The sequence below is a fragment of the Candidatus Nitrosotenuis aquarius genome, from assembly GCF_002787055.1.
Classification (GTDB): domain Archaea; phylum Thermoproteota; class Nitrososphaeria; order Nitrososphaerales; family Nitrosopumilaceae; genus Nitrosotenuis; species Nitrosotenuis aquarius.
In genome coordinates this window covers 1,109,380-1,124,915 of record NZ_CP024808.1, presented here as the reverse complement: position 1 = coordinate 1,124,915, position 15,536 = coordinate 1,109,380, and the positions used below count along the sequence as shown (strand labels likewise).

Sequence of the window (15,536 nt, the reverse complement as noted above, 5' to 3'; positions counted from 1 at the left end):
CCATAGTTTGATGTACTAATAAGAATTTCACTAATGTAAATTAAGAGATGAGATCACATCAGATCAGTGTCCGTTACAACCAGATCGCTTTTCAAATCATATGGAGATCTAGTGGCAGTGGATAGAATAGATCTTGACATCAAACCAGGTGCGGTGTTTGGATTTTTGGGACCAAACGGAGCAGGAAAGTCAACTACGATCAAAATGCTCACAACTTTGATTCCGCCAACAAGTGGAACAATTGAAATTTTGGGAGTAGATGCGATCAAAAATCCTCTTGACGTAAGAAAAAAGATAGGAGTTGTACTGCAACAACCTAGCTATGAGCCAAACTTGTCCGTGGAAAAGTCTCTGGAAAAATATGGCATGATGTGGGACGTGGATAAAAAAACCCGAAAACAAAGAACAGAGGAGCTAATCGATGTGTTTGACTTGGGAGAAATAAGAAAGAAAAAGAATGAAGATCTCTCAATTGGACAGCGCAGGCGCGTTCAGGTAGCTCGTGAATTCATGCACGAAATGGAACTGTTGTTTTTGGACGAGCCAACAGTAGGCTTGGACCCTAGCGCGCGACGTAGGCTCTTGAACTATCTAAAAGAAAAAGCAAATGCAGGCTTGACCATATTTTATACTACGCATGTTTTAACCGAGGCAGAGTATCTCTGCGATGAAATTGCAGTAATTAACAAGGGCAAAATTCTGGCAGTAGACACACCAGACCAACTCAAAGCAACGTTTGGACAGGAAAAAACTATCAAAATCCATCTTCTGGACAGACACGACAGGCTATCATATCTATTATCGGGAATCTCTGGGTGCACCATTGACTTTAACACCGGAACGGACATCATAATACAGTCAAGCAAGGCGGAAATTGTACTGTCGCAAGTATTATCGATTCTAATTGAAAACAATATTGCAATAGAGGACCTTTCTGCAATGCCGACTACGCTTGAGGAGATCTTTCTTAAAATGGTCAGGGATACAAATGAATCCAACAATTAGGCTAGTAAACAGAAACCTGACAATATCTCTGAATCCTGGATTCCTAGTGTGGCAGGTAATATTCCCTATTGTGTATATCTTTGTGGCAGGATTTGCCTATACCGCATTAATCGATTCTGTCCAATTTGGGGAAATGTCACTGGATTATCCAGCGTTCATCGCGTCTGGCATGATTGGCTTTAACATAATGAACAGTACATTGGTTTCTGGAATCATAATCTGGAATGACAGAAAACATGGAATGTTTGAGCAAATTTTGGTTGGGCCATTCAAGCGCAGCCATTACATTTTGAGCAATGTCTGCACAATAGCTATTGTTGGGTTGATCAGTGCTGCTCTGATCACGTCAATTGGTTTTCCATTATTTTTCAAATCAGTCCAGTTCAACTTGTTTACCATTCCATTTCTTGTTTTTGCTTCTATTGTTGGCTCTATTCTGTTTGGCTCCATTGCATCAATAATTTCAACTAGGCTTCGATCAAGTGAGGGATTCAACGTAATAATCAACACGGTTTTTCTGTTTTTTGCCTTTGTGAGCACCGCATTTTATCCAGCACAAGGAGCGCCAGAGCCTCTGGCAACCGGCTTTTACCTAAACCCACTGACGTATCTAGTTGATATCATTCGTGCGGGAATCTTTGGGACATTTGACGAATTTGTCATGCTTGAGATGGCAGTACTAGTCAGTGTTGCAACAATTTTGTTCATAGTTGCAATAAAGCTTCTCACAAAATTAGATTTGTAAAACCAAGTAGCCCGGCCCAGACTCGAACTGGGGTCAAGGGCTCCAAAGGCCCCTATGCTTGACCGCTACACTACCGGGCTTCCTGTAATGACTCCTCAAAAACCCCTATTATTGATATTTTCTATTGCTTTCTGATTGTTTGGATCAGTTTTTTGTAAGGATCTTCCATTGATGCCAAAGTTTTTTGCGCATTTTTTTGCAAAGATTTGTTATCTGATGACAGGAATTTTTCAATTTGCAAAATTATTTTGTCTGGATTTGATTCAAGCACGACGAGTTTTTTTCTCACAAGATAGTCTTGGACCAAGTTTGGTGCCGCATTGTATGATATTGTTGGAATTCCAATCAGAGCAGATTCCGCAGTCATAGTTCCTCCGGATCCAACAAAGACATCCACATTTTGCAATAATTCGCTGCCGATCATGGTTTTATTTAGAATTTGAACTCTATTCTCTAGTGTTTTTTTGAGTTTAACAATTTGGGATCTGTATCTTGGAAGCACCGATATCTTGTACTGTGGAAGATTATTAGAGATTTTTTGAATCATCTGGATTGTGTGATTGTTTTTTTGTACGTATGCAGCTTGTTCTTCTTCTACTCTGATTAGGATCGTTTTTTCCTTGTCTTTTCTTATCTTTGTTCTTATTGCATTTTTAACAATAATCGCTGCATCAATTGCCTTGTATGGAATGATGTCTTTTTGCGCAATCCCATATCTTGTAAATTCTTTTTTTGGTATTATCCATGGAATTAGCAGCTTATCGACAAAAGGTATTGATAGTTTCATTACTGCTTCTGCATGCGGTGAATCGCAAAAGGCAACATGCCTGATTCCAAGGCCAAATGCCACACGTGAGGCTTCTGGGGAACAAAAGCTTATGGTAAGATCTGGCTTGAATCTTTCTATGATCGCACCAAGACTGATACATCTTTTTAGTGAGGCATCTAGTTTGCCGGGCTTTGTAGTTCCACCGTGTTTTCCTACTACTGTCAACTTCATTTTCTTTAGTTTTGAAAGCTCGTTTACTTCACGATAGTTTCTAGTTGTACACAAGATAGGATTGTTCTTCCTCAATTGTTTGATCATTGGATCAAAAAACAAGATTTGCTTTGGTGTCAAAATGTCAAACCAAATCTTCAAGACATCAAATCTGCTGAGTTTTGATACAATAAGTTTTTCTTAGTCTTGTGCCTAGTCCCATTGAATTGGCATCTGATAGAGTAGTAGTTTATGGTTTGAGTACAGAAGGCTACTCTATTGCATGTCAAATGGCAATAAATGGAGCTAATGTCTTTATCATTGACGAGTCTTCCCAGTCTGCAATTTCGCTCAAGGCAGAGATTGCCAAGACCTATCCTAATGTTTCTGCGCTAAAAGAAGACGAGCCATTGCTTGCAATGGAGCCAATTGACATTGCAATATCCAAGGCGCAATACCTATTTTTTGCACCAAGAATAAGAAAGACAGGCCAGGAAACAAAAACCGAAGTTCACTCCAAATTCAAAGACGCTACATCGTCGCTCAAAAAGGGCAGCTCTGTCGTCTATACTCTACCGACTGGAATTGGTGGTAATGGTGAAAACATTTCATTACTAGAACACGTAACTGGGCTTGAAGTAGGAAAATCAATTTCGTATTATTATTATCCACTTGGAGGGGGAAATCAACCACCCAAGGTAATAGGCTCATTTAACAACAAATCAGATCCTGTCCTTGCAAATCTTCTTACCAATTCCAAAAAAGAACTGTCGTTTGTAGGAATTTCATCATCAGAACATTTCCATGCAATAAACGTGCTCTCAAGATTTTCCACTCTTTGTAGCGTTCTTGAGGTATGCAAGTTCGCACAAGACGATATCACAAAGACAGACCTACAATCAGACGATTTTCAAAACCTGTTCTTAGACGACATGGTAAATGGACTCTATGATCTGCGCTCACTTGGCACTTCATTTGAAGGCGCAAACACGCTGATGTATCTAATTAATGGAAGCCTAAAGGGAATCGATGGCTACATAAAAAGATTGATAGATGAAATCCGTGCAACTCTGAAGAAAAACGATCTGAAGGCAAGCAGAACAAAGATTGCACTGTCGTGGTCATTGGACCAACATGAAATGCGAGGAGACAAAATAGAGATGCTACAAAGTCTGATCACTAAACTGCGCGACTATATCGGAGATGTGGAAGCATATGAGGATCCAAATCTGGATCTATTCCATAATGATAAAACAACAATTCTTGTCATATGTTCAAAAGCGGACTATGAGCATTTGCGCAAAAAGAAAGACAACGATCTCATAATAATAAAAGGAAATCCGCTGTGTGAAATATCGCACAAAGAATAAAACTAGAATACAAAAAATCATTTGTCGTGTCAGAACAAAATGAAGATCAAATTGCTTCTTCTGTAGAGCAAACCCTAAACAATGAAATTGAGCAGCTAAAACAAAGCCTGACCAACTGCGAAGACAAACTTAAGCGATCGCTTGCTGATTATATCAATTTAGAGCGCAAGACCAAGTCTGACATACAAAACGGTATTGCAGAAAAACTAGACAAATTCATGATACAATTCCTAACAATATATGATGATCTAGTGCGTGCAAAGGAAGTCCTAAAAAAGGAAAACCCAGAAGCGCAAGGCCTAGATGGAATTCTAAAAAACATTGATTCGCTCTTGGAAAGCTATGGCGTCACGCCAATTAATGCACTAGGAGAGATATTTGATCCAAATCTGCATGAGGCAATTGCTGTCATAAACGATAATTCTCTGGATGACAACACAATTACAAAAGAATTAAGGAAAGGATATATTTCTCATAATAGGACGCTTAGACCGACACTAGTCGAAATATCAAAAAAATCGCAATAAAATAATCAAATGGTGAAAAAATGGCAAAAATAATTGGAATAGATCTTGGAACGAGTAACTCTGCGGCAGCTGTAATGATGGGAGGCAAGCCAGCCTTGATTCCAGCTGCCGAAGGCACCTCAATAGGTGGAAAAGCATTCCCATCTGTTGTCGCCTTTACAAAGGAAGGCCAACTACTGGTAGGCGAGCCAGCACGAAGACAGGCAGTCACAAATCCAGACAATACCATAATTGCGGCAAAAAGAAAGATGGGATCTGATCATATCTTCAAAGTACAGGGCAAAGACTACAAACCACAACAAATCTCTGCATTTATTTTACAAAAAATCAAAAAAGACGCCGAGGCATTCCTAGGCGAACCGGTAACCAAAGCAGTAATTACAGTTCCTGCATATTTTGATGACAACCAAAGACAGGCAACAAAGGATGCAGGAACAATTGCAGGCCTTGATGTTGTAAGGATCATCAATGAACCAACAGCGGCATCATTGGCATTTGGCCTAGACAAGGCAGGCCAAGACATGAAGATTCTTGTGTTTGATCTTGGAGGAGGAACATTAGATGTCACAATAATGGAAATGGGCGGTGGCGTCTTTGAAGTACTGAGCACATCAGGAGACACACAATTGGGCGGAACAGACATGGACAAAGTCCTAATTGATCATGTCGTAAACGAATTTCGCAAAACGACCGGAATTGATCTGACCAAAGACAGTACTGCAATGACAAGAATTCGAGAGGCATCGGAAAAAGCAAAGATAGAACTCTCCACAGTAATGGAAACTGACATTAACTTGCCGTTTATCTCATATGATCAGTCATCAGGTCCAAAAAATCTAGAGCTAAAACTCACTAGAGCAAAATTTGAAGAACTAATCAGACCAATTGTAGAGCGATGCAGAACCTCAATTGATAACGCATTGCGCGATGCAAAGCTTTCTGCAACAGATGTCTCAAAGATTGTACTGGTTGGCGGTCCTACACGAATCCCAATGGTCAAAAAATTCGTAGGTGACGTCATTGGCAAGAGCCCAGAGTCTGGCGTGGATCCGATGGAGGCAGTTGCAATGGGTGCCGCAATACAGGCAGGAATAATCGCAGGTGATGTTACCAGCGATATTGTATTGTTGGATGTAACCCCGTTAACCTTAGGAGTTGAAACACTAGGCGGCCTGCGAGAGCCACTAATTGAAAGGAACACAACAATTCCTACCTCAAAAACCAAAGTCTTTACAACAGCAGCAGACAATCAAACGGCAGTTACCATTCATGTAGTTCAAGGCGAGCGACCTATGGCAGCGGACAATGTATCGCTTGGCAGCTTCAATCTTGCCGGAATCCCGCCCGCACCAAGAGGAATTCCTCAAATCGAGGTCAAGTTCGACATTGATGCAAACGGAATCATAAATGTCACAGCAAAAGATCTAGGCACATCAAAGGAAGCAAAAATAACAATCCAGGCAGGCACCAAACTATCCAAGGAAGAAATTGATAAGCTAAAACAAGATGCGGAAAAGTTTGCCGAAGAAGACAAAAAGAAAAAAGAATCAGTCGACATCAAAAACGAGGCAGAAAGCTTTGTCTATACTACTGAAAAGCTTCTGACCCAAGACCTCAAAGACAAGCTGACGCAAGAACAAGGAATCAAAATCTCCGAGTCTATCAAGGAGCTCAAAGAAGTCTTGGATAAAACCCCAGATGAAATCAAACCAAAACTTGAGACACTAAAAACTCTGGTAAACCAAATCACAACCGAATTATACAAAAATGTCCAACAGCCACCACAACAAGAACAACAGTCAGGCCCATCTGAACAAAACACGCAGAATAAAGGCCCTACAAACTAATTACTAATCAATCCATTACAATAAGAAATGTCTGCAAAACGAGACTATTACGAGGTATTGGGAGTATCCAAATCTGATTCCACAGATACCATAAAATCGCAATACCGCAAGCTGGCACTAAAATTCCATCCTGACAGAAACAAGTCCCCTGAGGCTGCAGAACACTTTAAGGAAATCTCGGAAGCCTATGCAGTGCTTTCTGATCCTGAAAAGAAAAAGCTCTATGACCAATATGGCCATGCCGGAGTTGACGGCAAATACTCTACAGAGGATATTTTCTCTGGGGCGCGAGGAAACTTTGACGAAGTATTTTCTAATTTCGGTGCAGGCGGCTTTGATTCCATCTTTGAGTCATTGTTTGGACGTGGCGGAGGATTTGGCGGATTTTCAAGACAACGCGGCCAAGACCTTTTGCACGAAATATCAGTATCGCTTGATGATGTATTTAGGGGCAGAAAGCTAGAAATCGACATCAAAAAGAATGTTGACTGCAAGGACTGCAACGGATCTGGCTGTTCACCAGGTACACGACCGGAAACTTGTTCTACTTGTAGGGGTCAAGGCCAAGTAAGAATTACACGTAACATGGGATTCTCCACATTTGTTACTGTTCAGCCGTGCTCAAAGTGTCATGGCGAAGGAAAATTCATCTCAAAGCCTTGCTCTGGATGCAAGGGATCTGGAAAAACTCGCGGTACCAAACATATTTCATTTGATCTCCCGCCAGGAATTGACAACGGCGATTATGTGATCTCTGGCGAGGGTGAATCAATACCACACGGCCAAAATGGCGATCTTGTAATTCGAGTCAGAGTTCAACCACACCCATATTTCAAGAGGGATGGCGCAGACATTTTCTATGATGCCAAGATCTCTATAGTCGATGCATGTCTTGGCAAAACAATCGAAGTGCCCACGCTAGAAAAGCCAGAAAAAGTCAAAGTCGAGGAAGGAACACAGCCAAATACAATTACAAAGCTAAAGGGCAAAGGCCTTCCATACATGAATTCTAGGGGAAGAGGTGATCAGTATGTCAGACTGGTAATAGACATACCGACAAAACTGAACAAGCAGCAAAAGGAATTGCTAGAAAAACTCGGTAAAACCTTCGAATAATCTATTTGCTGATCTTTCTTATTGATATTTGGTGGCCGTTTCTATAATGGGTTGTATGTGTTGATTTTATCAGCTCGGCAATCTTGGCGTCAGAAAAATACCTGATGTTATAGCGCCCTAGTGTTTTTTTGCAGTTATTGCAGTATATCTCCTTGAATTCCAATTGTACCTGTCCAGATGTGCTGCTAATAAATGACTTTTATTTTGGATGCAAAGACCATTGTTTGCGGGAGTCGCCAAGCCCGGTCAACGGCGTAAGGTTCAGATCCTTATCTCCTAGGAGTTCGTGGGTTCAAATCCCACCTCCCGCATAAATCATAAAACTAAACCAAAACTATGAACAACTTTAAACCATAGTTAGTTCTAATGTTTCCCAATGGGAAAAATCATTAAAGTTGGCGGCAGGGGCACATCACGAAGAGAAGCAGAATCCGACGATGAAAAATGGGCTGGCGAAAAGTTCAGAGAATACCAGAAAAAAATGAAGGAAAAAGCAGCGGACGAATATGTTGTGTCTGGCCGTGGTACAGGCAAAAGAAAACTTGGTGATACTCCAGAAACTGAGAAACCTTCTGCAAAGGGTCGCTACGTTTCAATGGGTAGAGGAACAGGAAGAAGAAAGTTAGAATAAACTAATTTTTCTTATTTTTCTAATATTTTTGCAATTTTTGACTCTAGGGATTTGCTTATTTTTTCGCCTGAAACCTTGCCGCGAAGCGATTTCATTGCCATTCCCATGAGCATGCCTGTAGAATGAGTGCCTTGTTTTTGTATTATGCCGATGTTGTTCTGAACCAGATTGTCTAGGAATTTTTCTAGTTCCAGATCGTCAAAGGAAGATTGGTTCTGTGCAAATTCGTCCGGCGACTTTATTTTGCCAGACATTATGTTCTCAAAGATAATTTCGACTGACTCTTTTGCAATTTTATTATCTGATAATAACTCAAATGTTCTTGTAATGTGTTCTGGCTTGAGCAACATCTGATCTAGCCCCTGTCTTTGCAGATTAGTTATAGTAGAACACAAGACGGATGCCACAAAATTTGGGTTCTTGTATTTTGTGCAAACTGACTCGAACAATTCTAAATAATCAGAATCAAAGATTTGTTCTGCTAACTGCAAGTTTAGTCCGTATTTTTTTTGTAGATCTGCTATTGTTTCATCCCAAGATTTTGGAACGTTTCTTTGTGCAAATTCAAGTTCTTGCTTGCTTACTAGTATTGGAGGAATGTCTGTTTCTGGATACATTCGTGATGAGCCAGGCCTCGGCCTCAAAAATACCGTCTCACCGGTATTTGTTGCAGCGCGGGTTTCTGCAGGAACTCCGTTTTTTGCAGCTTTAATTCTGTTAATTACTGCATCTAACGCAAACTCTAGCTTGTCTTTTGGACCTGCAATTATGAAAAATCCGTCATTTTTTTCTAACTTTAGTAGTGCACGCAATTTGTTAACATAGTCTTGCTCTATGCCATAGTTTGGCAGCTCATCAGAATGGAAAATTCCCCCAATTCCAAAAAATCGCACTTGTTGCCCAAGCTCTTTTCCTAATCGTATTCCTTCATACGGCTCATATCCAAACATGCCCGCAAAATTTTTGATTCCCAGCGACTTGATGGTATAGCCGTCCTTGATTGATTTCTGAATTATCTTTGATTTACAATCTGCAAAAAATGACGTAACATCAACACTCTGCTCCCTTGATATAGAGTCAAGATCTATTTTTTCCAGCTTCTGTGCTATTATCTGTAATCCATGCTGTCGTTTTGCCTCATACAAAATCACTTTTTCAAGCTGGTCTAGCTGCTGGACTCCTTTTACCTCTACAATTCCACCACCAGACACTGAGACATTTACGTCCTGCCTGATTGATCCTATTCCACGAGTCACTCTACGAGTCACTCTGAGCAGTCTCCCAAGGGTCAGTGCGATTTTTTTCACAAATACTGGATTGCCTTCAACTGGCTCTAGTGCGATTTCTACAAGCGGTACTCCAAGTCTGTCAAGTGCATATTCTCTAGTACTATCTGTATCTTTGAGCAGTTTTGCAGCATCCTCTTCAAGGCAAATTGTCTGGACACCAACATCTTGGCCGTCTACTCTGATGTGTCCGCCTTGTGATACTAGCATGGTTCTCTGAAATCCGGATGTATTGGAGCCATCGATTACTATTTTTCTCATAACATAACTTTCATCAAAAATATCCGATTTTAATGCAGAAGCAATGATCAACGCAGTGTCTTTTGCGTCTTGGTCCAGCTTGTGGGGGGGTTCATCATCATATTCCACAAGGCAACTACTTTGTGGATTTGCAAAATACTGGATTTGCTTTGACTTTGATGATTCAAAGAGCGCGGCTGGGTCGTATTTGCCAAGCTCGCTTTTTGCCAGCCTCAATTTTCTTGTAAATCGGAGTGGATATTCTTCTAGTTCTAGTTGCCTGCAGCCACAAAATAGTTTTTTGTTGGTTGCCAGTTGCTGGTGTATCTCAAGGCCTATCTTTAGGCCGATTTTGTCTATTTGAGGCTCCACACAAAACCTAACTGCGATTGCCTTAAATCTTATTCCCTAAATTCAGATGCGATATTTTTTAGCATAATATCTTTGATGTTTTTGGCATTTGTGCCTAGTGACCACATTGCTTTCACAAGTGCAATCTCAGAAATCATATCAGACAAAGGAACCACGCCAAAATGCATCAGATCCCTTCCACTCTCATAGATTGCCATGTTTACCTGGCCATCCAAGCATTGCGATGTCATTCCCAAAAAAACGTCTCGCTGTTTTGCTTTTTTTATAACATCATACATTGTTCTGCCGACATGTCCAAGGCCTGTTCCTTCAAAGATTATTGCCTTGTATCCACTGTCTAGAAGATTTTCGACTAGTTTTGAATCATATCCAGGATGATACTTTACCAGCGCCACTTTGGAATCTAGGCCTATCTTTGGGGTATAGTCTTTTTGGTTATAATATGGTCTAGCAAAGTTCTGAATTACTGAATCACCAGATACAACAAATGCAGGTTTTGCACCAACTGTCTCAAAGGCATTTCTCCTGCTAGTGTGGTTTTTTCGCACACGCGTTCCAAGATGACATGCAATATCGTCATCATTCTCAGAATTGTGCATTGCAACAAAGACCCCATTGGCGCCTGATTTTACAATGAATTTTGTAGCACCAATTAGGTTTAGTGCGGCATCGGATGACGGCCTGTCTGATGATCTCTGCGAGCCAACTAGAACTATGGGCTTTGGAAAGCCAGCCAGTGCAAACGACAAAAATGCTGCAGTGTATTGCATAGTGTCAGTTCCATGCGCAACCAGAATTCCCTTATAGTCGGATTTTGCAAGCGAGTCTAGTTTTTGCGTAATTTTTATCCAGTGTTCTGGTGTAATGTTTTCTGAATATTCAGAAAACAACACCTCAGCATCAATATTTGCAATTTCCGCCAGTTCTGGCACGGATGCATTTAGCTCTTGCGCAGTTAGTGCTGGTGTGACACTGCCTGTTCTATAGTCAATTCTACTTGCAATTGTTCCACCCGTGGACAGCAACAAAATTTTTGGCAATGCCGGATTGTGTTTTATGATATTGTTACTTTCTAAAGTAGACGAAGCATTGGATAGACACTCGATTTTTTTTATCTTGTCTAGTCCCAAGCCAACATTGTAACCACTCTTGAATTTTACAACAATATGCGAATCATCGCTGTGTTCATATCTTGGCATTATTGTGGCCGTCTGCTCAAAATCCGTTATAATTTTGACAGTGTCTCCTACTTTGACCTTGTTTTGTTTTAGGAATTCTAGGGCTCTGCCATTGTAGCCTCTATATTCTGACATTTACGAAAAACTAAGTTTTGTTGTTATTTTAGTTATCTATAGTACGGCACTGCTATCTTTTGACCAATCTTGAGGTCTTTTTGGGTCTTTACCTTTTTGACTGCTTCCTCAAAGTGTCTCATGGTTACTTTGGCATCAGTCGACGCCTTTTCAAGCTCTTCCTTTGTTGGGTGCTTGTCTAGATACTCGTGAATTACAATGGATACTGCAGTGTTTGCAATTGCAGCCACATCTGCTCCACTCATTCCGTCCGTGATTTCTGCTATCTTGTCCAAGTTGACATAGTCAAGTTGGTTTTTGTCAGATACTGCAGGAATGCTCTTTGCGGTGATTTCCAGAATTTGTCGCCTGCTGTCCTTGTCTGGCATTGGAATCTGTATAATCTTGTCAAATCGTCCTGGTCTTAGCAATGCTGGATCTATCATATCTGCCCTGTTTGTTGCGGCAAGAACAATTACTCCATGCATGTTTTCCATTCCGTCCAGTTCTGTTAAAAGCTGACTTACTACTCGTTCAGTTACTGCCGTTTCTGCACCTGCTCCTCTAATTGGTGCAATAGAATCAATTTCATCGAAAAACACAACACATGGTGATGCCTGTCTTGCACGTCGGAATATCTCTCTGATCCCTCGCTCTGATTCTCCAACCCATTTTGATAACAATTCTGGTCCTCTTACTGAGACAAAGTTTGCCTCACTCTCAGTTGCTACTGCCTTTGCTAGCAATGTCTTTCCAACACCACTTGCTCCGTGCAATAGAATTCCTCTTGGCATTCGATGGCCAAGCTTGTCGTATAGTGCTGGATATTTCATTGGCCACTCTACTGCCTCTTGGAGTTGCTGCTTTACTTCCTTTAGTCCGCCAATGTCGTCCCATTTTACGTCTGGGTTTTCAATGAATACCTCTCGCATTCCAGATGGGGTTACTTCGATGAGTGCTTTTTGGAAATCATCATTGTTCACAATAAGCTTGTCTAGTGTTTCCGGTGGTAGCTTTTCATCCTCTAGGTTTAGCTCTGGTAATAGTCTTCGAAGGCACTTCATTGCTGCTTCCTTGCAGAGATATTCCAAGTCTGCGCCCACATAGCCGTGACTAACTGAGGCAATTTTGTCAATATTGACATAGTTTGCGTCATTTTCCTCTGTTACAAGCGGCATGTTTCTTGTGTGAATGTTGAGAATGTCTTTTCGGCCTTTCTTGTCTGGTACTTTGATTTCGATTTCTCGATCAAATCGTCCAGGTCTTCTTAACGCTGGATCGATTGCATTTGGTCTGTTTGTTGCGGCAATTACAATTACCTTACCTCTTGCTTCCAGTCCGTCCATTAATGATAGCATTTGTGATACGACGCGTCGTTCTACTTCGCCAGTTACTTCTTCTCTTTTTGGCGCAATAGAATCTATTTCATCTACGAAAATTATTGATGGTGCCTTTTCTCTGGCCTCCTTGAATATTTCTCTGAGTCTTGCTTCGCTTTCACCGTAAAACTTGCTCATTATCTCCGGACCTGAAATGCTGATAAAGTGAGCATTGCTTTCATTTGCTACTGCCTTTGCTAGCAATGTCTTTCCAGTTCCTGGTGGACCATACAAAAGCACGCCTTTTGGCGCTTCGACTCCGAGTTTTTCAAATATCTCTGGGTGTCGTAGTGGCAACTCGATCATTTCGCGAACCTTTTTGATTTCATCAGTGAGCCCGCCAATGTCTTCGTATGTTACCTGTGGTACTCCTCTTAGTGTTTCTCCTTTTTCTGCAATATGGAAAACTGTTTTCTGTGTCACCAGTACTGCATCAGCTGCTGGAGTAACACCAATTACTTGAAATGTCAATCGTCCGCCAAAATACGGCACCATTACATTGTCACCTTTGATTAGTGGAACGCTTTCTAGAGCATCAGCCAAATACCTCTCATCAATTGGAGGAATTGCCTCTAGTGGCGCAACTACTACTTTTTCGGCAGCCACCGCCTTTATCTTTCTAACAGTAATGGTATCGCCAATCGCAATGCCAGCATTGTTTCTACCCAAGCCATCAATTCGTATGATTCCCTTTCCCTCATCTGATGGGTATAACGGAAGGCATTTTGCAACTGTCCTTCTTTTTCCCTTAATCTCGATAACATCACCAGTTGAGGCATTTAGCGTATCCATAGAATCATAGTCAATTCTTGCCACCCCGCGCCCAACATCTCGGGTGTATGCTTCAAGAACTTTGAGAGAAAGGGCGCTCTGGCTCATAGGTTTAACATCTCAGCGTATTTTTTATATCTTTGGCCTTTTTGATCCACATAAAACAAAGCTTAAAATCCAAAGTCCCAACCATCACCAAAAATGGGTAAGCGACCATTAGTTAGAAGACGTGGCCGGGGAGGCATGCAATTCAGAGCAGCCGCAACTAGCAAGATCTCACCAGCAAAATACCCGTATTTTGACTTGGCAGAAGATCACACCGGCACAGTAGTCGATCTTGTCCATGAGAGCGGCCGGGACACACCGCTTGCACGAGTCCGCTTTGAAAACGGATCCATTTCCATGATTCCAGCGGTTCTTGGAACATCCATTGGCAGTACTATCAAATTTGGATTAAACGCAGATCTCAAGCAAGGAAACGTAATTAGCATTCAAAACATTCCAGACGGAACCGTCGTGTGCAACGTTGAAAAGCACTTTGGCGACGGTGGAGCAATTGCAAAGAGCGCAGGCGGCTCTGCAACCGTATTCTCGCATGGTACAGACGGTGTTATCATAAAACTACCATCTGGAGCATTTACTACACTAAACCCAAAGAATCGCGCCATGATTGGAGTACTGGCAGGAGGAGGAGCTGGAGACAGACCATTCCTTAATGCAGGAAACAAATGGAGAAGATACAGATCAAAGGGCCACAAATATCCAATAGTCAGGGGTGTAGCCCAAGCAGCATATGTCCATCCACACGGAGGAGGACGACACCAACACATGGGTGGTGGAGGAACAGTCGCAAGAGATGCACCACCAGGAGCAAAGGTAGGAAGCATTGCGGCAAGAAAGACTGGACGATCTCGAGTCAAAGAAAGAGCATAATCCAATTTTTCTGCACCCTAAAATTGATTAAGACCAAGACAAGATCAATTCCTAAATGGCAAAACAGCGTGTTCATCTTTTCATAAAGGGCAAAGTGCAGGGCGTTTTTTTTCGCCAGGCAATGAAGGTGACTGCAAAAAAGAATCACGCAACAGGCTGGGTTAGAAACCTAAAGGACGGCCGAGTCGAGGCAATAATCGAAGGCGAAGATCTTGATGTCAGTAATGTGGTGGAGTGGTGCCACGCAGGCCCTGCAAATGCACGAGTAGAAGACGTAGAAATACGAAATGAAAAATTCAAAGGTGAGTTTGCCAAGTTTGAAGTATTGTACTAGTGTATGGTGTTATAGGCATCAGAAATTGTAGCCTTGAGCGCATCCAATTCCTGTTCGTTTGTTATTGTTTTGGTCTGGAACGACTCCTTTCTGTCTCGTTGTATCTTGACAATTATGGAGTTTCCCTCTGGCTCGAGGTCCACAAACCACCTAAATGAAAGCGACTTGCCAAACACTATTCTATGTGCACGAACATCTTCTACAACATTGCTTCCAAGTGAAAGACAATACTCCCTTAGTGAGTCAAACATGAAAAATAGTGATTTTGGTATCTGTTTTTTGAAGTCCTCATAGTTTCTTTTTGGCCCCAAAGACAATCCGTCCATGTTTGTGAGCTGGTATAATACTAAATAATTCAAGTGGTAGTAGATCTGCTAGTTCCGATCCCGACAAGTAACCCCATCTCAAGATGCACAAGATCCGCCACGTTGACGAAGTAGCGTGAATACTTTGCCTTAGGATTGCTCCCTCCCGGACCTCATCCATTTCGGCAATTCGACACTAAGATTACTCCTTCGAGCAATCACGTGCCTGTATCCACCCGCTTCGGCGTGATTTCATTTCAGTACATCAAGCGGGAATTATCCATCTGGAAGTTTATCCAGCAGTTACTGACCTCTGCATAGAGCCGGTTTCAGAAAAGGGCACGGCTAGCGCCCCGATCCTACCTACTACCAAATATGGTTACGATACAATGTTATATGTGCAT

General features: G+C 41.6%; 14 protein-coding genes, 2 tRNA genes and 1 other RNA gene. 10 read left to right on the top strand and 7 right to left on the bottom strand.

Annotated features, from left to right (window positions below; all coding sequences use genetic code 11):
• Nucleotides 1-66: 66 nt before the first annotated feature.
• Together NAQ_RS06640 and NAQ_RS06635 are read left to right on the top strand one after the other, a co-directional pair.
• A complete protein-coding gene (locus tag NAQ_RS06640; protein WP_100182789.1) occupies nucleotides 67-1,005 on the top strand; it encodes an ABC transporter ATP-binding protein in 939 nt (312 codons plus the stop codon).
• Nucleotides 989-1,750, top strand: coding sequence for an ABC transporter permease (locus NAQ_RS06635; protein ID WP_100182788.1), 762 nt, complete (start codon nucleotides 989-991; stop codon nucleotides 1,748-1,750). The genes NAQ_RS06640 and NAQ_RS06635 overlap by 17 nt, the downstream gene beginning before the upstream one ends.
• 7 nt (nucleotides 1,751-1,757) lie before the next feature.
• Here the strand turns inward: NAQ_RS06635 and NAQ_RS06630 are convergent.
• Nucleotides 1,758-1,830 (bottom strand) — tRNA-Gln (locus NAQ_RS06630).
• Between the two features lie 41 nt (nucleotides 1,831-1,871).
• A complete protein-coding gene (locus NAQ_RS06625; RefSeq protein ID WP_100182787.1) occupies nucleotides 1,872-2,891 on the bottom strand; it encodes a DUF354 domain-containing protein in 1,020 nt (339 codons plus the stop codon).
• Between the two features lie 65 nt (nucleotides 2,892-2,956).
• Here NAQ_RS06625 and NAQ_RS06620 point away from each other — a divergent pair, with 65 nt between their 5' ends.
• The 6 genes from NAQ_RS06620 (at nucleotide 2,957) to NAQ_RS06595 (ending at nucleotide 8,220) form a co-directional block, all read left to right on the top strand.
• On the top strand, nucleotides 2,957-4,099 hold the full coding sequence (locus NAQ_RS06620) for a hypothetical protein (protein WP_100182786.1): 1,143 nt from the start codon (nucleotides 2,957-2,959) through the stop codon (nucleotides 4,097-4,099).
• A 26-nt stretch (nucleotides 4,100-4,125) separates the two neighbouring features.
• A complete protein-coding gene (locus NAQ_RS06615; protein WP_245871560.1) occupies nucleotides 4,126-4,626 on the top strand; it encodes a nucleotide exchange factor GrpE in 501 nt (166 codons plus the stop codon).
• Nucleotides 4,627-4,646: 20 nt separating this feature from the next.
• Nucleotides 4,647-6,473 carry a molecular chaperone DnaK gene (dnaK, locus tag NAQ_RS06610; protein WP_100182784.1) on the top strand — a complete coding sequence of 609 codons (1,827 nt, stop codon included), beginning with the start codon at nucleotides 4,647-4,649 and terminating at the stop codon, nucleotides 6,471-6,473.
• Between the two features lie 27 nt (nucleotides 6,474-6,500).
• On the top strand, nucleotides 6,501-7,589 hold the full coding sequence (dnaJ, locus tag NAQ_RS06605) for a molecular chaperone DnaJ (protein WP_100182783.1): 1,089 nt from the start codon (nucleotides 6,501-6,503) through the stop codon (nucleotides 7,587-7,589).
• 226 nt (nucleotides 7,590-7,815) lie between these two features.
• Nucleotides 7,816-7,900: transfer RNA gene (locus NAQ_RS06600), tRNA-Leu, on the top strand.
• 65 nt (nucleotides 7,901-7,965) lie between these two features.
• Nucleotides 7,966-8,220, top strand: a complete 255-nt coding sequence (locus tag NAQ_RS06595) for a hypothetical protein (RefSeq protein WP_100182782.1) — start codon at nucleotides 7,966-7,968, stop codon at nucleotides 8,218-8,220.
• Nucleotides 8,221-8,231: 11 nt separating this feature from the next.
• On the opposite strand, the gene gatE is transcribed toward NAQ_RS06595, so the two are convergent.
• The 3 genes from gatE to NAQ_RS06580 are packed head-to-tail and all read right to left on the bottom strand — an operon-like array spanning nucleotide 8,232 to nucleotide 13,668.
• Nucleotides 8,232-10,118 (bottom strand): Glu-tRNA(Gln) amidotransferase subunit GatE, encoded by a 1,887-nt coding sequence (gene gatE, locus NAQ_RS06590; protein ID WP_100182781.1) that lies wholly within the window; start codon nucleotides 10,116-10,118, stop codon nucleotides 8,232-8,234.
• A gap of 29 nt (nucleotides 10,119-10,147) precedes the next feature.
• On the bottom strand, nucleotides 10,148-11,431 hold the full coding sequence (gatD, locus tag NAQ_RS06585; protein WP_100182780.1) for a Glu-tRNA(Gln) amidotransferase subunit GatD: 1,284 nt from the start codon (nucleotides 11,429-11,431) through the stop codon (nucleotides 10,148-10,150).
• Between the two features lie 32 nt (nucleotides 11,432-11,463).
• Nucleotides 11,464-13,668, bottom strand: coding sequence for a CDC48 family AAA ATPase (locus tag NAQ_RS06580; protein ID WP_100182779.1), 2,205 nt, complete (start codon nucleotides 13,666-13,668; stop codon nucleotides 11,464-11,466).
• A gap of 93 nt (nucleotides 13,669-13,761) precedes the next feature.
• On the opposite strand from NAQ_RS06580, the gene NAQ_RS06575 reads away from it, so the two are divergent.
• Together NAQ_RS06575 and NAQ_RS06570 are read left to right on the top strand one after the other, a co-directional pair.
• Nucleotides 13,762-14,493, top strand: coding sequence for a 50S ribosomal protein L2 (locus NAQ_RS06575; protein WP_100182778.1), 732 nt, complete (start codon nucleotides 13,762-13,764; stop codon nucleotides 14,491-14,493).
• 55 nt (nucleotides 14,494-14,548) lie between these two features.
• Nucleotides 14,549-14,827 (top strand): acylphosphatase, encoded by a 279-nt coding sequence (locus NAQ_RS06570; RefSeq protein ID WP_100182777.1) that lies wholly within the window; start codon nucleotides 14,549-14,551, stop codon nucleotides 14,825-14,827.
• Here the strand turns inward: NAQ_RS06570 and NAQ_RS06565 are convergent.
• Nucleotides 14,824-15,186 carry a hypothetical protein gene (locus tag NAQ_RS06565; protein ID WP_245871559.1) on the bottom strand — a complete coding sequence of 121 codons (363 nt, stop codon included), beginning with the start codon at nucleotides 15,184-15,186 and terminating at the stop codon, nucleotides 14,824-14,826. The two genes, NAQ_RS06570 and NAQ_RS06565, sit on opposite strands and share 4 nt — an antisense overlap.
• A gap of 4 nt (nucleotides 15,187-15,190) precedes the next feature.
• Nucleotides 15,191-15,501: signal recognition particle sRNA (ffs, locus tag NAQ_RS06560), an RNA gene on the bottom strand.
• Nucleotides 15,502-15,536: the final 35 nt, after the last annotated feature.